Here is an 18,922-nt window from a genome sequence, read left to right as displayed (position 1 = left end):
CCCCACCCTTACTTATGGATTCGAACGGTTACGTTAATGCCTGGGATCAGTTTTTCTGCATAATCATCAATTGAAATACGAACTGGGATAACTTGTGTTTCTTTCGTATAGTTACCGGATGCATTCGTTGAAGGTAGCAGCGAGAACGTACCCGCAGTTGCAAGACCTACTTCCTGCACTTCACCTGATAGTTTCATATCTGGGTATGCGTCAACATAAATATCAACTTCCTGGCCTGGCTTCACGTTATCGATTTCAGTTTCTTCAATATTTGCCGTAATCCATAAATTTTTCATATCATAGCTAATTGCAAGCGGTGTGCCCGCCCCAACCATTGTGTTTTCAACTGCTGTTGACTGGACAATGGTGCCATCCGCAGGTGCAGTGATTGGTAGTTTAGTTTGACCTTGTTCTGTTGTAGCATCTACTGTGCCTATTTTGTCGCCTTTTTTATATGTTTGGCCTGTTTTACCGTTCCATTCTGTCAGTTTACCGCTTGCAGGCGATGCGACGTGCACTTGCTGCCCGGCGACTTGTGCGTTATCTGTAGATAAATACGTGACGGATTTGTTGTAGAAATAGTACCCTGCAAAGCCGCCTCCGACGAGCACGACAAGTAAGACGATGTTAAGCAATAACATTTTCTTCATATTCATTGTTCCATTCCTCCTGTTGATGACTGTGATGTTAATAGATTTAAAATTCGAGAATGCAGGTGGAATAGTTGCTCTAACTCTTCCTTTGGCAGCTGTTCGATTTCAGCTAGTTTGTCAACAAGATGGGAGCCGTGCTGAATAATGTCTTCAAGTTTACGTTCTCCCTCCTCTGTCAGGTTGATGACAACCGCTCTGCGGTCACCTTCCTGATGGTGCCGTTTGAGAAGTCCGTTTTTAACGAGACGATCGACGATGCCGCTCACCGTACTATTCGTCAGTTTTAATGATTCTGCAAGTTCAACCAGTCCCTGGTCTGGCTTGGACGAAACACGATAGAGTGCCTTCAGTTGTGGTACGGTAAGTCCATTTCGCTCTGCGTCCTCTTTTGACAGTTGGAAAAGCGCTTGGTTGATGGATGAAAATGAATTCAAAATTGGACTACTGTATGCATTTTTCATGATCGTCTCCTTCCTTTATCTTTTGATTGTTTTCATTTCGCATGGTAATGTTTCGTACTCGAAATATCTTACAAGGATTTCTTGCGGATAACAAGCTATTTGTTTCGCATACGAAATGATTTGTTTCAGGTTAGGTGGAAGGGGTATCCATAAACAAAGCTTCATAGTCCAAAACCTACTTTGAATGGAGGAAATAGAAGATGAATCGAGAATTTGCTGGAGTTTTCCATAGTGAAACCGAATTGTTGGCTAAGATCCATGAACTGCACAAAAATGGGATTGCAGAAGACAATATGTATGTCGTGACGAAGGACAAAGATGACGTTTCGATTGTACGCGGCAGAACAGACGCTGAAATACAAGATGTCGATGCTTCGTGGTGGGATCGATTTACGGCATTTCTGTCCGATGAACACCCCGCTAGAAAAGCATTGACTGAGATGGATTTGACGCAAGATGAGACAGATCGCTATTTAGCGGCTGTTGAAAACGGTGCTTTCTTATTATATGTAGACAAAGGTGATTTCTGGGATGCATCTAGTCACGATAAAGGGGATTTGACTTCTGCAGTGACAGAGAAGAAGGACCTGGGTGGTTACAATGTTCTTGAGAGTAATGAAATGTTAAAACGGGAAATCCATGATGATGAGTGGGTTGCGGATGGAGACGAAATTCATCATAAGTATTGACCCTCAGCTTAAATTTAGAGATTCAAAAAGGCTTCCCCTCTGAGGGGAAGCCTTTTTGAATTCATCTTATTTTGTAACTGTGATATTTGCTGGTACAGAAAGCATGTTGCCGTTTACGTCTTTGATATCCATAGTATCAACTGGCTTCAATGTGATGCCTTTGTTGATTTGGTCAGTTGTAAACGCAGCATCTTTCTTACCAAGTGTGATGACAGCTTCTTTTGTGCCTTCCTTGACTGCAGCATTCACGTTTAGTGCTGTTGTCATAGACTTACCGTCAACTAGGATTTCAAAATCAAACTCATCTCCACTTGTTACAGCTTCAGAGAATGTCAATGTAATTTCTTTAGTGCCTGTCAATATAGCAGTTGTAACTGTTGGAGCAACGTTTTCGTTCAACGTGATTGTGCTGTTCCATGATTCCATAGTCTTAGTGGAACCGAGCGCTTTGATGTTCGTGATTGTCATTGCGCGTTCCCCATTGAATGTGCTTGAGCCTGGAGTCAAATTTAAGACTGCTTGCTGTGTTTTGTTTTTTGCAACAGGAAGTAGTGTTACATTCTCAATGGTAGCTCCATTGATTGTGTAATTTTCTTTGTTCGTTGCAGTAGCCCCTTCAACCGCTTGGTCAAATGTAACAATTACTTTATTGTTATCTTCTGCATCTTTCTCTGCTGTTTTAACAGCTACTACTTTTGTGTTTTCTTTCGTGCCGTCAGCAACACGCGTGAATTTTAATTGACCTGTCTTTTCTTTCAATTCAACGTTTGATAGGGTCTTGACGCCTGATAACGTGTAGAGCAACTCATACGCAGCGCCTTCCACATCATTACCTTTCACCAAGTCTTTCATTGCTACTCGAACCACTTTTTTGTTTCCAGCTTCTTTGTAATCAACAGCTGTTGCTGGGAGTGTTAAACCAGATGTTGTAACATAATTTTTCACATATTTACCAGTTGCAGAAACTTTTGCTTCGTCAAGATTCACATCTTTATTGAAAGTGAACTCTACGTACTGCTGCAAGTTTTCTGAATCGGCTACGATATTAGTAGCTGTCACTACTGGTGCTTCTGCATCTTCTGTAAACGTGACAACTTTCGAGTAAGATGCTCCGTTTTCACCACTCAAGTCAGTGAAATCTTTAACGACTACAGTTTGTGCAGTTGTTAGATTGCCTGAAGCCGTGACCACGTATTGAAGTGGGTTCGTTGCATCTTTTTCAACTGTAGTTGACACTCCGCCAACTGTTACTGTCGGATTTCCGACTAGTTCTTCAGAGAACGTGACTGTAAATTTATTCGCATCCAGCTGCTCAATCGACTTCACAGTAGGTGCTACTCCGTCCGGCTGTCCTTTTGTGAATGTGATATCTGTTGGGTTCGGTGCTACCAAGTTACCTGACATGTCTTTTGCTGCGACAACTTGTGCAGTGATTGATTTGCCTGCAGCCAAATCAGCTGGAAGTGTGAATAGAACTTGCGAGTCACCTTTTTCAAAAGAGTTTTCTAATGCTTCGATTGTTTTGCCGTTTTCATCTTTGTAAGTAATTGTTCCTAGTGTTTGCATCGGTTCTGAGAACTTAACAACGTATTGAGTAGAGTTCACTTTTTCAGTTGTAAGAACCTTTGGTGCAGTTGTATCTGCAGCAATTGTTACCACTTTAGAGAACTTCTCAATCGCTTTGTCTTCCTTAGAAATTAATTGATTGATAACGACTGTGTAGTCACCTTTTACAACATTTGTAGTTGTAATTGTCAATGTTTTGCCGTCCTTAGAAATCATTCCAGAAACCGTACCTGCAGCTTCTGAGCTTCCTACTGGAGACATCGTGAATACGTCTTTTTTGAACTCACCCATCTTACCGTCTTTGAACAAACTAGCAGGATTAACAGCGTCAGTGAATTTCACTTGAACTTGTGTACCACTGATAGCTTCTACACTTTCTACTTTGTTTTCAGGAGCTGGAGTCGCATGAAGCGTTTCTAGTTTTTGTAAAAAGATTGCTAGCTCACCACGTGTAATAGAGAGATCAGTTCCAAAACTAGAATCTGTCTTACCTGTTGTGATTTCGTTGTCGACAAGTGCTGCTACTGCGTCTTTATAACGAGTACCTACATCACCGAACTTCACGTTCGCTGTGTCGCCTTCAATCTCGTAAGCTTTTGATAGCATGATTGCTGCTTCACCGCGTGTAATTGAAAGATCAGAACCGAATGATGTAGCTGTTTTACCATTGATGATGCCTTTTGCTTTTAACGCACTTACATATTTAGTTGCGCGTGCTGGTACATCTCCGAAAGTTGAAGCAGGTGCGTTATTGATTTCATCTTCAGTTAGAGTTGCTTTAGCAATTAGCACTGCAACGTCTACACGTTTAATATTTGATTGTGTACCGAATTTAGTTTCAGTAAGACCTTGTGTAATATTGTTTTCTACTAAGTAGTTTACAGCGTCTACGTAACGATCGCCGACGTCAGTAAATTTCATTTCTTGTGCAGATGCTGCTGGTACGACTGCAGTCGCAACGAGTGTAGCTGTAGCTGCCGTAGCAACGAATTTAGAGTAATTATTAGACTTTTTCATTAATAAATCTTCCTCTCAAACTGAAAATTGGACGCTATTCATAGAAATAGAATAGGACTCTATTGTATATTAATACCCTTAAGAATAGTAGTGGTAAACATTACAGTTAGTACTTAATTATTCCAAGAACATTACTTTTTTCACAAAATTGTTTCGTAGATTACTATATAGTAATCTCATTAAAATAGAAACTAATTTGCATAGATTAGTTGGTTAAAAAGTTCGATAGGCTTACAGTAAGGCTTTCTTTGGATATCTTTTTCACACATAAATAAAGGGATTGAGTATTACATGCAATCCCTCTTCATTTATAGTAAACGCTGGACAATTGTCATAATGGACTGTTCGAGTGCATCACATTTGTTGACGGCATCCATTCCGCTATTACCACGAACACCGAAATAGAATTTGCATTTTGGTTCTGTTCCTGAAGGACGGACGCAGCACCACGATCTGTCCTCTAGTCGAAATTTCAAAACATTGGATTGGGGAAGGGTCGTTTTCTGATTTGTTCCATTCATAGAATGAATCGTACCTGTTTCATAGTCTTCAATTGTTGTCACTTTCATTCCTGCAAGTTCAGTTGGGGGATTCTCTCGAAATGATGCCAGTAGCTGATCAATCTTTTCTGCTCCCTCTTTCCCTTGAATTGTAATGGACTGAAGTGATTCTCTATAATAACCGACTTTCTTGTAAAGCTTTTGGAGTTCTGCGTGCAGTGAACTGCCCTGGCTTTTGTAATATGCTGCCGCCTCCGCAGTAAGAAGCGCAGCTTGAACCGCATCTTTATCCCTCACAAAATCTCCGATTAAGTACCCGTAGCTTTCTTCGTACCCGAACAAAAACTCGTATTCATGAGTTTTGTTGTATTCCTCTATCTTCTCTGCAATGTATTTAAAACCAGTTAGCGTATCCACTGTTTCAACGCCATACTCGGACGCAATCGCGCGTCCCATTTCTGAAGTAACAATCGTTTTTAGTAAAACCCCTTTGTCTGGCAACGTTCCTGACCTTTTTCGTTGTTCCAGTAAGTAATTTAGCAACAGCGCACCTAGTTGGTTGCCTGTTAGCAGATCATACCCACTCGTTGGCAGCGCAATTGCTGCACCTAAACGATCTGCATCGGGGTCCGTTGCGAGCAGTAAATCCGCATCAAGTTTCGCACCTAACTGTATGGCAAGGCGGAAAGATTCTTCCTCTTCAGGGTTCGGATATTGGACTGTTGAAAATGCGGGATCCGGCTGCTCCTGTTCAGGAACTACTGTGACATTCGTATATCCGTAGTTTTTCAATGCTTGCTGAACTGGGACATTGCCTGTTCCGTGAATAGGCGTGTAAACAATTTTCACTTCATCTCGCGGGAAATCACCCAACTTCAGTGTTTGCAAGTTCCTTTGGTAGATTTCATCCATACCTTCTGTAAGCATCGTAAGCAATTCGTTCTTTCTCAGTTGCTTTTCTGGAAGTGCCTCAATGGAAAAAATATCTTGGATTGCTTCCATATGATGCACAATCGTAGATACTTTCTCCGGTGGCAGTTGTCCACCATCTTCTCCATACACTTTGAATCCATTATATTCTTTCGTATTATGACTCGCCGTAATCACCACCCCACTGAATGTATCCAGTTCACGGACCGCAAATGACAGTTCAGGTGTTGGACGTGGTTCACTAAACACAAATGCACGAATATCGTGAGCACCAAGAACGCTCGCGGTCTCCATAGCAAACTCTCTAGACTGGTAACGAGTGTCGTACGCAATCGCCACACCACGTTGCTTCGCACCCGGACCATGGTCTTCAATCATACGTGCTAGCCCTTCAGCCACTCTACGAATCGTATATCGGTTCATCCGATTTGTACCAGCTCCGAGAAGCCCCCTCATCCCGCCAGTTCCGAACTCCAACCACCGATAAAACCGTTCAGCAATCTCCTTCTCATCACCCGCAACCGCTTCCAATTCATTGTGAAGTGGTTCGGGAAGGGACTCATATGCCTTCCATTTCTTATACAAATCCATCACTTTCATCATATCTCGCTCCCCCAAATCTACCGTCCTCTATACCTAGTTCAATAGTCAAAGTATACAAGGTTCTAACTCTAAACTCAAAACATTGGAAGACGCTGAACTTCACTTAATATCAAACTGATGACGGTTTAATGTAAGCTCTTTTTAGAAAACCTATCCTAACTCTATTACAGCATCGTTTTTCCAACTTTTTACAGTGGGTACTGGTCTTTTTTGTATTTATTCAAAGTGGGTATATGAATAATAGCCCTTAATAGACCTTCCATCCCCAAAGCCATGACAACACCGTTGATTGAAGCGGAAGCCGGCGACTCCTGCGGAATCCAAATGGAAACAACCTAAGTACGCGGCGTCCTGCCGCAACGGTTGCATGACCTACATCCTGTAGGCCCGCGTCCGGCTGCAGCGCAAATCAACACTATCTAAACAGACTCTTAATCAAAGCCATGACAACCCCGTTGATTGGAGTGTAAGGCGGCGACTCCGGAGGGATCAGCGCAGATTGAAGACCCCGCAGAGAGCGATGCGAACGAGGAGGCTGAAATCAAGCCCCTCGGAAAGCGTCCGCCTGGAACGTAAATCAACATCGCATACTCATCACCAACCACCTTAACTGTATAAACAACACCGTTCATGGTAAAATGCACACTAGGCTTAATCACGAAAAGGAGATACTATATGGAAATCGCAATACTTGTACCCTGCTACAACGAAGAACTGACCATTGGCAACGTGATCGATGACTTCAAACGAGAACTGCCCAATGCGAAAATCTATGTATACGATAATAATTCTTCCGATAGAACATCAGAAGTCGCACGCGAACACGGTGCCATCGTTCGGTTTGAACCTCGCCAAGGAAAAGGAAATGTCGTTCGTTCGATGTTCCGTGACATTGAAGCTGACTATTATGTCATGGTGGACGGAGACGATACATATCCCGCAGAATTCGTGCATGAAATTCTAGCTCCTGTTCAAAAAGGTGAAGCTAACCTCGTTATTGGCGACCGTTTATCGAATGGTACTTATTTTGATGAAAATAAACGTCAATTCCACGGATTCGGTAACAATCTTGTCAAAGGCCTCATTAATAAGCTATATAAAAGCAACATCACGGACATCATGACAGGCTACCGTGGATTCGATCGACTGTTTGTAAAATCTATGCCCGTTACGAGCCCTGGATTTGAAATTGAGACAGAGATGTCCATACATGCACTCGACAATCGGTTTTTGATCAAAGAAGTACCGATCGATTATCGAGATCGCCCTGAAGGCAGTGAGTCAAAATTGAATACGGTTTCAGACGGCATCAAAGTGCTGAAGATGATCTTTACGCTATTCAAAGATTACAAGCCGATGCTGTTCTTCTCTGTGTGGGCGGCACTTTTCCTGGTGCTCGGTCTAGCCGTTGGAGCACCTGTCATAATGGAATACGTCCAAACAAGCTTCATTAATAAAGTACCGTCTGCGATCCTTGCAGTCGGCTTCGTCCTACTGTCAATGCTGTCGTTAGCTTGCGGTCTCATTTTGGATACGGTTGCTGGAACGCATCGGAAAAATTACGAGTTGCAATTGAATCGAATTAGCGAACGCTCAGAGAGAGGGTGATCCTATGCCGAAGAACATTCTTCGCTGGATGATCATTTCTGCTCTAAGTCTCTATTTAAGCGGATCAATACTGTTCTTTTTCATGCCGATTCGAAACGTTGCGATTTGGATTGTACTACTTCTCGCAGTCGTCATGGGGGCTTTTATCTATTTCGCTCTGAGATTTTGGCCGATGTTACGTGAACTCCCTAAAGGAAAGCAAATTAGTTATTACATTTTCGGTACGCTTTTTCCGTTATTCATCGCAGCGAGTATCCGGGGAGAGCAACCTTTCTTAACCGATAATCATATCGTTGTGATTCTGGCGGTTTGGCTCGGGGTTGTCTTGGCTGTGTTAGCAATTATTACAGCGGTAATTTATTGGTGTTTATCCGTCACATTAAAACCATTTGAGTCTCGTGTCTCGCGCTGGAAGATCGCGTTATATGCCCTTCCATCTTTACTAGTTTCAACGTATTTCTTAGTTGCATTCTATCCAGGGGCAATGACGCTCGATTCACTAGCTCAATGGGATCAGGCACTGACGCATCACTACACAGATTGGCACCCCGTTGTGCATACGATGTTATTAAGTGTTTTACTTTCAATCTGGAAGTCTCCTGCAATCGTTGCGATTTTTCAAATCGTCTTGATTGGAACTGGGACTGGTATTGCCGGCTGGTCGCTTGACCAAGCACGGGTTCCTAAACCTTTCATCTGGATTACGCTAATTTTGTTTGCACTCAGTCCAGTTCACGCGATATCTTCCATTACATTATGGAAAGACGTAGCCTATAGTGCCGCGTTGTTATTATTCACGTTGCTCATGTTCATGATTGTCCGATCTGCTGGACGCGTGCTGATGAGCTGGCCGTTCATTGTCGGATATGCATTGACCGGATTCATGGTGATGTTTTTCCGTCATAACGGATTCCCAGTATTTTTGATCGTCACAGCATTTGTACTGATTATGTATCGCCCTTACTGGGTGAAGCTGTTCCCAGTTGCTGCGGCGATGATATTGATCTATCAGATTGTTGTGCATCCTGTGTATACTACACTCAATGTCTATCCTTCCGACCCGCAAGAAATGCTAGCTTTACCGACGCAGCAAATTGCGGCGATTGTAACGGAAGATGGTGACATGACGGAGAAACAGCGTGATTACGTGAATCGTATTTTCCCGATTGAAAAGTGGTATGAAAAATACAATCCGTATAGCGTCGATTCCATTAAGTTTTCTTGGGGGGACTATGATCGCTTTACGATTTACAATGACTGGGGTCGTTACGCACGGACTTATTTACAACTCGTGAAACAGAATCCGGATATTGCTGCAGGAGCGCTTTTCAAACAAACATCGCTCATCTGGCAAATCAATGAACCGGAAGATGGCTATACGAGTAAATATACAACTCACATTTCCCGAAACAATGAGTTCGGACTTGTGAATCCTGTGTTGAATGAAGACCGTAAAATGAATGCTTTCAATTACTTGAAAGATGCAGACGAATCGATTCCATTCTTATGGAGACCTGCATTTTACACAGCGCTCGCCTTACTGTTCACATACATTGCATATTTGCGGAACGGATGGCGCGCATGGTTATTGCTTCTACCCGTTGCTTTAAATACAGGAGCGGTCTTCGTCGGCATACCTGCTCAGGATTTCCGCTATCTGCTAGCGAATTCAATGATCATGTTGCCTCTACTACTCATTAGTTTTGTGAAGTTCCACCCTATGTCATTGGAGGTGGCGGAAGATGACTGAAACGCGCTCGACATCTCCAATCGGAATACTCCTCATGGTGGCAGCGGCATTTAGTACGGCGACCGGTCAATTTTTCTGGAAACTTGCTGCAGGTGGAGGGTTATTCGACTGGCATTTATGGCTTGGATTCGTATTCTATGGAATGGGTGCGATTCTCATGACCGTCGCCTTCCGCTTTGGTCGGCTATCGGTGTTACATCCCCTGCTGACAATCGGGTACGTCATCGCACTTGTCTATGGCGTAGGCTTTTTAGATGAACCCATCAGCCTTACCCTTGTGATTGGAACTGTTCTAATCCTTGCGGGCGTCTGGTTAATCGGGGGTGATGGGCATTAATCTTCTATTAATACTCATGCTGCTCGTCATGACATGGTGTGGTGCGTTCGGAGGATACTTTCTGAAACTCGCATCAGATACTGATTTAAAAAAGGATTTACCCGTACTCGTGAAATGGCTCATTGTCGGATTATTGAGCTACGGCTCAGGTGCGATCCTGAATATTATTGTCCTCCGATATTTGCCATACACCGTCGTGTTTCCACTCACTTCGATCACGTACATTTGGACATTTGTACTCTCGTATTTTCTTTTAGAAGAACCAATTACGAAGCGAAAATTGGTCGGGATCGGATTGATTATTATCGGCGCGGTTTGTCTTGTCATTTGAAAAAGCATCGGCAGAAGAGAACTTTCCTCTTCTCGCCGATGCTTTTTATTTTGCTTCCGTTTTGTAAGCAGCCAGTAACCGTTCTATCAGTTTAAGAACATCGTCTTTCAAATCATCACGTTCCAACGCAAATGTCATTGTCGTTTCGATGAAACCCAGTTTCTCACCGACGTCAAATCGTCGTCCTTCGAACGCATAGCCGTATACATCTTGTGTTGCATTCAGCTTTTCAATCGCATCAGTAAGTTGGATTTCTCCACCTTTGCCAATTTCCTTCTGATCAAGAATATTGAAAATCTCCGGTGTTAACACGTATCGACCAACAATCGCAAAGTCAGACGGTGCTTCTTCTGGACTCGGCTTCTCGACGAAGTTACGAACTTTCATCAGCGGTGAATCTGTCGTAATCGGATCAATGACTCCATATCGATGAATATCTTTGTGAGGAACTTCTTGGACACCAATCACACTGGAACCCGTCGCTTCATACTGTTCAATCAGTTGCTTAAGTGCTGGCTTGTCATTTCGGATGATGTCGTCCCCAAGTAAGACACCAAAAGGCTCATCTCCAATAAAGTTTCTTGCACACCAAATTGCATGACCAAGTCCAAGTGGCTCTTTTTGGCGGATGTAATGAATGTCTACTTCGGCTGATGCCTTAACTTTCTCTAGTAGCTCAAATTTTTCTTTCTGTATGAGGTTTTCCTCTAATTCAAGCGCATGGTCGAAGTGATCTTCAATCGCACGCTTTCCTTTTCCTGTAACAATAATGATATCTTCAATCCCAGAAGCAATCGCTTCTTCTACAATATATTGAATCGTCGGCATGTCGACAATAGGCAGCATTTCTTTCGGCATCGCTTTTGTAGCAGGCAAGAAGCGCGTACCGAGCCCCGCTGCTGGAATGATTACTTTTTTAACTGTTTTCATGGAAACCTCCTAAACGCTCATTTCATATAGCTGAAGTATAGCATAGAACGATATAGCTCATATCTACGGGCTACTCCGTTGCTTTTTCGCCACTCTCTTCTATATACAGTGTGTGTTACTAAAGTTTCAATACCCTAAGTTGTAGATATTAAAAAGTTAGTGGTTTAGACAAGCCTTAAACAAGCGATATGTACCCAATTAATCCATTGAAATTAGTTGAATCGTGCCCCGTTATCGAGAAACTCTGCTATGTGTCGGAGAAATGATCGGCTGTGATGGAGAATCATGCCCCCGTGTAGGAGAAAACGCCCGGAGTGTCGGACAATCCCTCACAACTGTCGGAGACCACTATTCCCTCAGTCAGTCATGCCCCACTTCCTCCTTCGCAATGACTTTTCACCTACAGACCATTCGTCCCTTTGCACATAACTGGAAAACATTGTAGACTTAGACAAAGCACTTACTGAAGGAGGCACTTCACTTGAAGAAAAAAATTATAGTTACACTTGCCGCTGGCGTCTTAGCATTTACAATGTCCGCGTCCACATCTCTCGCTGCGTTTTCAGATGTCAGCCCTCGTTATGAAAAGGAAGTCAATTATCTTATAACCAACAATTATGCCCAAGGTCTCACTAACACGACTTTCGGGACATCCAATTCAATAAAGCGTATCGACGCTGCCGTAATGGTCGCACGCGCTCTTGGATTTTCTGAGTCGAGCAACTTGCCTGACGCTGGATTTACCGATGTCCCTAAAAGCAGAGCATGGGCCGTCAATGCGCTAGCTTCACGTGATGTTATTTCAGGTAAAACAGCAACACAATTTGGAGCATCTGATACGATGACACGGAACGAAATGGCCAAAGTAATATCTGTTGCTTATGGAATGGAAACGTCACTTAATCCAATTCCATTCAGTGATGTCAATCAGCGTTTCGCACCATTTGTTGGCGCTCTCGTTCAAAACGGCATTACATCAGGGAAATCTCCTACTAAGTTTGGAGCTGTGGATCCGATCACACGTGGTGAATTTGCAATCTTCGTTTACAAGGCGGAAGGGTTATCTAAAATTGAACCACCTGAAGTCGAAGAAGTTTCTTGATGTTTCCGAAAAAATAAGGCCGAAGACACCCTTGTAAAAGTTCTAAAAAAAGTGAACGAATGTGTTTGTGTTATCTTGAAAGTGTGGTAAGATAATACGTGTAGGTAAACCCTGTTTTATTGAATATAGCAAGAATTGTTGAGGCCGAAAAAGAAGCCTGGAGACCCCCTGTGTCTCCAGGCTTCTTTTTGTCTATTTATCTCTATTATTGTAATCATTAGATTGTTAGTCCTATATCCTTCCTATATTTTTTTCCTTATACTGGTCTTATAATAAGAGTTAAGGGAGTTTTTTCATGAACTTGAAACGCACACTGCTTTCTGGCGTTGCGGCTATCGCACTATTTGGCACGACATTGCTGCAAGCAGAAGCTGCAAATGTCTCACATGGCGTCTATCATGCCAAGCAATCCATTACCGTCAATGGGAATCCACAAACGCTCAATCAGCTAAACATCAATCTATCAAAGCCTTACACAACTGTCGATGTCGGCATCAACACACCATTCAACAAACTGGCAACGGTCAATTCGCTCGCTACTGCACACACGCAGATTAACCACCATGTTGTTGGCGCTATTAATGCTTCTCTTTTCCATTTCAAAAATGGATATCCTAGTTATTTATTGACAAAAGATGGTCAAATCCAACATATTGGTGCAGTTTCCACCAACTATAACGACTTCATGTATACCCCTGCAGCTTTCGGAATGACTGCAGACAATAAAGGAAAGATCGGTACATATACGCTCTCCCCTACGATTGAACATAATGGAAAGTCTGTCACCATGAATTCGTTTAACCGAGAGCGTAAAGATAACGAAAGTATCCTTTTCACTTCCAGCTGGCCATACGAGACCACTCGTACAAATGCAACAGGACTTGAAGTGGTCGTTTCAACTTCGAAATCTGCAGAGGGAGGCTTTGCCCTCGGTGAAAAAGTGACTGGTACTGTAACAGGTATCCGCCCATTCGGACAAGCAACACCCGCGACGGTCCCTGCAAATAGTAAAGGTTTTGTCCTTTCTGCTCATGGTACGGAAGTGGATAAAATCAGAAATATAAAAAAAGGCGATACCGTTTCTATTTCCTACAATGTCGATCCAGAATGGCGTGATTCGAAATTCATGCTTGCATCAGGTCCGTTGCTCGTCCAGAACGGAAAAGTTGATATGACAATTGATCCGAATAGTGGGAAAGCAACACAACGTACAGCACGAACTGCAGTTGCAACGGATAAAACCGGTCAGCAAGTTTACTTTGTCACTGCTGATTCAGGGTATAAAGGTCAGAGTACAGGTATGACCTTGAAGGAATTCGCTCAATATCTAGTTTCGATCGGTGCTTATAACGCGTTGAACTTGGATGGTGGCGGCTCAACAACAATGGTGACCCGCAAACCTGGGAATGTATACCCAACACTTGCGAACCGTCCTTCTGGTGCGACTGACAGATCCGTTAGCGCAATTCTTGAAGCAGTCAGCACAGCCCCTTACGACAAAGCAGCAACGATTTCAGCAAGCCAAGCTCAAGTAGGACAAGTTGGGATTGGTGCTTCCGTTGGATTCAAAGTCGACTCTGCACTTGACCAATACTTGAATGTGCGATCCGTAAACCAAGCAAATGTAGAATTACTTAGTGTTTCAAGTGGCATTGGTAAGATTGAAAATAATAAGTTCGTTGGTGTAAAAGCTGGATCCGGCACGGTAACAGTCGGGTATGAGAATGCGAAAGTGAATGTCCCAGTTACTGTAACAGACACAATTGACGACATCGTCTTTACACCTTCTGTTATAACGCTAGGCACTAACGAATCGATTAAGTTAAACGTATCTGGAACATCTAAAAATAATAAAGTAATCTTCAATCCAGATGGTATTAACGTGACGGCATCCGCTGGTATCGGAACGCTGGATAACAAAACGTTTACCGCTGCAGCAAAAGAAGGAACCGGAACACTCACAGCAACTTATGGTCGGACAACAAAGAAAGTGCAAGTTACAGTTACCGATAAACCGATTCGCCTTGAATCATTTGAATCCACTGCTGGATTGAGCGCAACGGGCATTCGTGCTTCTGCTACTCTAGCTTCAGAAAAGGGCATTCAAGCACATGAAGGCAAGGCTTCCGTCCGATTAAATTATGATTACACAGCTAACAAAGATGGGGTTTCTGCAGCTTACATGAACTGGACAGGCGGACTTCCGTTAGCCTCCAGCCCAAAAGAACTTGGTGTTTGGGTGTATGGCGATGGAAATGCTCATTGGCTACGAGGATCTTTGCGAGATGCTAATGGCAAGGAAGTTGTCGTAGACTTCACGAAGGAAAACGGACAAGATTGGACTGGCTGGAGATACGTCACAGCTAGCATCCCTTCCTCTGCCCCAGCACCATTAACGTTAGATAAAATCTATGTTGCAGAACAGTCATCTGCGAAGAAGGACAAAGGGTTCTTACTTTTTGATCAGCTGCAAGTTCGCTATTCTGATAAAACCTATCAAGAGCGCACCTTCCAGCCTTCTTCATCTGCTCGTACTGAAAATGCGGATAAAACATTCACCGTCAAATTCACGCAAGCTATGGATGAGCAATTCTTCACAAATCTGTATGTTTACGTAGAAGACGAATTCGGAGAGCGTCAACCTGTCACTGTTTCTAAAACATCGGATGCTCGTAAAGTTAGCGTGAAAGCACCTGCTTCCGGGTATACGTCTGGCAAAAACTATCGTCTCGTTGTTACACACTTTGCAAAAAATGCACAAGGCATTTCAATGGTGAAAGACAGTGTAACAGAATTTAAAGTTCGGTGAATGATCGCACTGCAGGCTTACACTGCAGGGTTTTTCATTGCTCAAAAGTTGTGCATACGTCCAATATGTTACAATAGAGGAATGAAAGTCTGCTAGACGAGAAGAGGTTCTATTATGAAATTTAAATTTGATGTGAAGTCTTTTATCGCCATGATGTTTGCGATAATTTGGTTCCTCCTCCTGATTATTGGTGTGGAATCCTTCTTACTTGGCTCATTTGAACAAGCACTCACGTGGAGCCAGGAACGAACGTCTACCTATTTGTTGAATGTCCTTATTGTATATGCCCTTTTTCTAATCGTTATGGGAATCATCAATCGATTCGTCATCAGTTTCCTTGTGACGAACGTCATTGCTATCTTACTCGCAGTATTCAGCTATTTTAAATTCAGTTTCCTAGGAGAGAATTTATTTCCATGGGATCTATTGCTAGCCAATAATGTCTTTAACTTATTGCCGAATATTTATAAGGAAGCGAATGTCGGTGCAGCGCTCGTCGGAATTGTGGTTGTTTTAGCAATTCTCATTGGACTGTTTGTTTACATGTTGAAGAAACGTCCTAAGCCCATTATGCGATTGCCTTGGTGGGTACGAATTGTATTTGTCGGGCTCGGTGCTACTTATTTGTGTGCGTTCATCTTCTATCGAACGTTCCCGAATATGGAGCAAGCGCTCAAAAAAGTGGAAATTACGAACATCACGTTTAACCAAGAACGTAATTATCAGCAAAATGGTTTTTACGGGGCATTCATGCTTAATATGCAAAGTGCGATTGTGCTGGCACCGAGTGGCTACAGCAAGTCTGCCATTGAGGATATCGTAAAGAAGCTGGAGAAAGAAGCTAACCAGCAAAAGGCTCCTAATGGCAAGAAACCGAATATCATTTTTGTAATGAATGAATCATTCTGGGACCCGACATTGTTGGAGAAAATTCAATTTGACCCTGATCCCATGCCGTTCATTCGAGAAAATCAGACAGGCTGGTTACTGTCTCCGACATTTGGCGGCGGAACGAGTAATGTCGAGTTCGAAGTATTAACCGGTTTTACTAATAACTTTTTGCCAGTTGGCTCTGTGCCCTATCAGCAATATGTAAAGGACACGCAACCCGCTGCCATGCCAAACTATTTGAAAGGGCTCGGGTATGACACACTTGCCATACACCCATATGCGAAGTGGTTCTGGAATCGCGAGAATGTGTACAAGCATTTTGGATTTGATGAATTCCTAGATGATGCGTCGTTTAAAGACCCTATTTATAAAGGGCCGTTCATTTCTGATGAACAAGTGACGAAGACGATCATCGAGCGTACCGAGGCTTCTGCGGATCCGATGTTCATATACGCGGTAACGATGCAAAATCATACCGGTTATGCGGAAGATAAATACGATAATTTTGACGTGAAGACAACAGTTCCGGACGATATCGATGATGTGTATAACGTGTTATTGCGTTCCTATACACAAGGAGTTTACGATGCGGATAAAGCATTGGAGCAGTTGATTGGACACTTTAAAGATTCAGATGAACCAACTGTAATCGCATTTTTCGGGGATCACTTACCAGCTATTGGACAAGATTATCGCTTGTATAAAATTGCTGACTTTGTTCCTCGTGGATTGGGTGAGAGTCAGTGGGATTTAGGTGATTTCGAGAAGACGCGTTCTACACCTTTGATGATGTGGAATAATTTTGATGCTCCAATTCCGGACATCGACCACTTGAGCCCGAATCAGCTCGGACCTGCAGTCTTTACTATGGCAGGGATCCGTAAGCCTGCGTATTATGAATTGCTTGAGCAATTTGGTGCAAAAATGCCTGGATTCACACGCGATGTGAAGATTGACGGGGATGGAAAACTATCCCGCGAAACGCCTGCAAATGTGAAAAACTTGAGCAAAGAGTATCAGTTGCTGCAGTATGATTTGCTGTTTGGGAAACAGTATGGAAAAGATGCTGTGAAGTGATGTTTTGAATGCGTAAAGCCGCCACTCCTAGGTAAGGGGTGGCGGCTTTTTGTGTTTATGGAGCATTTTTTAGGGATTATGATCACTTAACGAGATTTATGAGCACAATTTATGGGTTATGATCACTTTCCCAGGTTTATGAGCACTTTTCATGTTTTATGATCACATACAAAAGATTATGTTGGTTCTACCGTCTAACTAGTCTAGAGATTTAATATGCTCTATGTCTGTGTTCAACCTCTCCCCCTCTTGTTCTGCATAAAGAGATATCCGTTGCTTGGAGCGAAAGACGGCGACTCCGGAGGGATCAGCGAAGGTTGAAGACCCTACTGAGCAAAGCGAAGGAAGCGGCTGAAATCGAGCCCCTCGGAAAGCGTCCGTCTGTAGCGTAAAGCAACCGCGGAATGATAAACTCCTTTTTCAATGATGAGGTATGTCTTTTCACCATTTTTACTTATGAAACTGGTTTACCCGCACTTCAAGAACTTAAGTGCACTTAACAAATCAACTCACTTAATTCCTTTCAGCACAGACACGGTATCTCCGTTTTTATCGATTACTTTAACGAGTCCCACGCCTTTTACATAATAGTTTTTGTATCCAGTAGATGTTGTGACTTCCACGGCATTCGAAAATGTTTTGTATGGTGTTGCCACTGTTTTATGCACTGCTGTGTACGTACTCTTTTCCTGATAATAGCTCCATGACTTGCCAGTTTCGATTGGATAGAGCAATTCGGTATAGTAATCGGATTGAAGGAGTCCAGTTGCGAAGCCCTGATAATTTTCATCCTCGATGAAGTATTGGCTCTCCCCTGTCTTCATGTCCTTCTCTTGCCAAACGAATCCTAGTTTACTCCCGGATATTTTAAGCGTACTATTCACATAAGTGAGTAGGCGTTCTCCTGCAGATCCTCCATATGTGTATTGCTTTGTTTTGTCATGAGCAAACGTGTCTGCGATTGCTGAACGTTGCTTGAATTCTGCAGACAGACCGCGTGCTAAGAATGCGGAAAATTGTTCGCGCGAGACATTACCCGTTGGCTTGAATGTACCGTCTGGGTATCCCGCTGTAATCGAAGCTGCTGAAATTTTTCGGATGGAAGTTGCAGCTCGCATGTTCTGACCGACATCACTGAACAAAAATTGAGACGTGAACTGCAAGTCAAATGTACGATCGACGATTGCTGCCATATCTCCACGGGATATTAACGCATCCGGCTTAAAGGTACCGTCTGGATATCCGTTAATAATACCTTCTTTCGTAGCAGAAGAAATATACCCGCTTGCAGATAAATTCTTTCCTACGTCTTTAAACTGAGTGGCACGTTTTGTCCCATCTAGATTTAGCAATCGCCCAATAAAGATCGCAGCTTCTGCACGCGTAACTTCTTTCTTAGGGGCAAACGTGCCATTCGGATACCCTGAAATAATCGTTTTAGATACAAGATATTGAATTTCATCATGAAACCGGTTCGATTTGGGAACGTCCGGGAAACTGACAGCGGCCGCAGCAGGTTGTGCTACTAGCAAAATTGATACTAATAGAATTGTAATTGTTGGTACTAAACGTTTCATGGACTCACTCCTTTTTATAATGAATAAGTCTAGTATACCAAAACTCTACTTTTTAATATGGAAAAAGCGCCAGCACATGGCTGACGCAATT

General features: G+C 42.9%; 14 protein-coding genes. 8 read left to right on the top strand and 6 right to left on the bottom strand.

The genetic code is table 11. The annotated features are described in order from the left end of the window. Positions 1-8: 8 nt before the first annotated feature. Together DVB69_RS06200 and DVB69_RS06195 are read right to left on the bottom strand one after the other, a co-directional pair. Positions 9-656 (bottom strand): HlyD family secretion protein, encoded by a 648-nt coding sequence (locus tag DVB69_RS06200; protein WP_116017662.1) that lies wholly within the window; start codon positions 654-656, stop codon positions 9-11. Beyond that, on the bottom strand, positions 653-1,114 hold the full coding sequence (locus DVB69_RS06195) for a MarR family winged helix-turn-helix transcriptional regulator (RefSeq protein WP_116017660.1): 462 nt from the start codon (positions 1,112-1,114) through the stop codon (positions 653-655). The genes DVB69_RS06200 and DVB69_RS06195 overlap by 4 nt, the downstream gene beginning before the upstream one ends. A gap of 200 nt (positions 1,115-1,314) precedes the next feature. On the opposite strand from DVB69_RS06195, the gene DVB69_RS06190 reads away from it, so the two are divergent. Further along, positions 1,315-1,803 (top strand): YflT domain-containing protein, encoded by a 489-nt coding sequence (locus tag DVB69_RS06190; RefSeq protein ID WP_116017658.1) that lies wholly within the window; start codon positions 1,315-1,317, stop codon positions 1,801-1,803. A gap of 66 nt (positions 1,804-1,869) precedes the next feature. Here DVB69_RS06190 and DVB69_RS06185 read toward each other — a convergent pair whose 3' ends face one another. Next, complete coding sequence (locus DVB69_RS06185) at positions 1,870-4,386, bottom strand: S-layer homology domain-containing protein (RefSeq protein WP_116017656.1); 2,517 nt, start codon at positions 4,384-4,386, stop codon at positions 1,870-1,872. 308 nt (positions 4,387-4,694) lie between these two features. After that, a complete protein-coding gene (locus tag DVB69_RS06180; protein WP_116018007.1) occupies positions 4,695-6,416 on the bottom strand; it encodes a phospho-sugar mutase in 1,722 nt (573 codons plus the stop codon). A gap of 678 nt (positions 6,417-7,094) precedes the next feature. Between DVB69_RS06180 and DVB69_RS06175 the strand changes: the two genes are divergently transcribed. The 4 genes from DVB69_RS06175 to DVB69_RS06160 are packed head-to-tail and all read left to right on the top strand — an operon-like array spanning position 7,095 to position 10,445. Beyond that, positions 7,095-8,027 (top strand): glycosyltransferase family 2 protein, encoded by a 933-nt coding sequence (locus DVB69_RS06175; RefSeq protein WP_116017654.1) that lies wholly within the window; start codon positions 7,095-7,097, stop codon positions 8,025-8,027. A gap of 4 nt (positions 8,028-8,031) precedes the next feature. After that, on the top strand, positions 8,032-9,777 hold the full coding sequence (locus DVB69_RS06170) for a DUF6020 family protein (protein ID WP_116017652.1): 1,746 nt from the start codon (positions 8,032-8,034) through the stop codon (positions 9,775-9,777). Further along, positions 9,770-10,114: an EamA/RhaT family transporter gene (locus DVB69_RS06165; protein WP_116017650.1), complete on the top strand. Its 345-nt coding sequence runs from the start codon at positions 9,770-9,772 to the stop codon at positions 10,112-10,114. Before DVB69_RS06170 ends, DVB69_RS06165 begins: the two co-directional genes overlap by 8 nt. Then, positions 10,104-10,445, top strand: coding sequence for an EamA family transporter (locus DVB69_RS06160; protein ID WP_233505335.1), 342 nt, complete (start codon positions 10,104-10,106; stop codon positions 10,443-10,445). Before DVB69_RS06165 ends, DVB69_RS06160 begins: the two co-directional genes overlap by 11 nt. A 45-nt stretch (positions 10,446-10,490) precedes the next feature. On the opposite strand, the gene galU is transcribed toward DVB69_RS06160, so the two are convergent. Next, positions 10,491-11,375: a UTP--glucose-1-phosphate uridylyltransferase GalU gene (gene galU / locus DVB69_RS06155; RefSeq protein WP_116017648.1), complete on the bottom strand. Its 885-nt coding sequence runs from the start codon at positions 11,373-11,375 to the stop codon at positions 10,491-10,493. Positions 11,376-11,856: 481 nt separating this feature from the next. On the opposite strand from galU, the gene DVB69_RS06150 reads away from it, so the two are divergent. The 3 genes from DVB69_RS06150 to DVB69_RS06140 all read left to right on the top strand — a co-directional run bounded on the left by DVB69_RS06150 (position 11,857) and on the right by DVB69_RS06140 (position 17,254). Next, a complete protein-coding gene (locus DVB69_RS06150) occupies positions 11,857-12,477 on the top strand; it encodes an S-layer homology domain-containing protein (RefSeq protein WP_116017646.1) in 621 nt (206 codons plus the stop codon). A 295-nt stretch (positions 12,478-12,772) separates the two neighbouring features. Continuing rightward, entirely contained in the window at positions 12,773-15,286 is a 2,514-nt protein-coding gene (locus tag DVB69_RS06145) for a phosphodiester glycosidase family protein (RefSeq protein WP_116017644.1), read from the top strand. A gap of 114 nt (positions 15,287-15,400) precedes the next feature. Beyond that, positions 15,401-17,254 carry an LTA synthase family protein gene (locus DVB69_RS06140; protein ID WP_116017642.1) on the top strand — a complete coding sequence of 618 codons (1,854 nt, stop codon included), beginning with the start codon at positions 15,401-15,403 and terminating at the stop codon, positions 17,252-17,254. 509 nt (positions 17,255-17,763) lie between these two features. Here DVB69_RS06140 and DVB69_RS06135 read toward each other — a convergent pair. After that, positions 17,764-18,831, bottom strand: a complete 1,068-nt coding sequence (locus DVB69_RS06135; RefSeq protein WP_116017640.1) for an S-layer homology domain-containing protein — start codon at positions 18,829-18,831, stop codon at positions 17,764-17,766. Positions 18,832-18,922: the final 91 nt, after the last annotated feature.

The sequence above is a fragment of the Sporosarcina sp. BI001-red genome (assembly GCF_003384035.1).
Classification (GTDB): Bacteria; Bacillota; Bacilli; order Bacillales_A; family Planococcaceae; genus Sporosarcina.
The sequence above is the reverse complement of the archived record's forward strand: the minus strand, read 5'-3'. Positions and strand labels throughout refer to the sequence as shown.

Coding starts and splice junctions, on each gene's coding strand:
- DVB69_RS06185 (WP_116017656.1), bottom strand. CDS start 4,386: ATGAAAAAGTCTAATAATTACTCTAAATTCGTTGCTACGGCAGCTACA.
- DVB69_RS06135 (WP_116017640.1), bottom strand. CDS start 18,831: ATGAAACGTTTAGTACCAACAATTACAATTCTATTAGTATCAATTTTG.
- DVB69_RS06170 (WP_116017652.1), top strand. CDS start 8,032: ATGCCGAAGAACATTCTTCGCTGGATGATCATTTCTGCTCTAAGTCTC.
- DVB69_RS06200 (WP_116017662.1), bottom strand. CDS start 656: ATGAATATGAAGAAAATGTTATTGCTTAACATCGTCTTACTTGTCGTG.
- DVB69_RS06175 (WP_116017654.1), top strand. CDS start 7,095: ATGGAAATCGCAATACTTGTACCCTGCTACAACGAAGAACTGACCATT.
- DVB69_RS06165 (WP_116017650.1), top strand. CDS start 9,770: ATGACTGAAACGCGCTCGACATCTCCAATCGGAATACTCCTCATGGTG.
- DVB69_RS06140 (WP_116017642.1), top strand. CDS start 15,401: ATGAAATTTAAATTTGATGTGAAGTCTTTTATCGCCATGATGTTTGCG.
- DVB69_RS06160 (WP_233505335.1), top strand. CDS start 10,104: ATGGGCATTAATCTTCTATTAATACTCATGCTGCTCGTCATGACATGG.
- galU (WP_116017648.1), bottom strand. CDS start 11,375: ATGAAAACAGTTAAAAAAGTAATCATTCCAGCAGCGGGGCTCGGTACG.
- DVB69_RS06195 (WP_116017660.1), bottom strand. CDS start 1,114: ATGAAAAATGCATACAGTAGTCCAATTTTGAATTCATTTTCATCCATC.
- DVB69_RS06190 (WP_116017658.1), top strand. CDS start 1,315: ATGAATCGAGAATTTGCTGGAGTTTTCCATAGTGAAACCGAATTGTTG.
- DVB69_RS06145 (WP_116017644.1), top strand. CDS start 12,773: ATGAACTTGAAACGCACACTGCTTTCTGGCGTTGCGGCTATCGCACTA.
- DVB69_RS06180 (WP_116018007.1), bottom strand. CDS start 6,416: ATGAAAGTGATGGATTTGTATAAGAAATGGAAGGCATATGAGTCCCTT.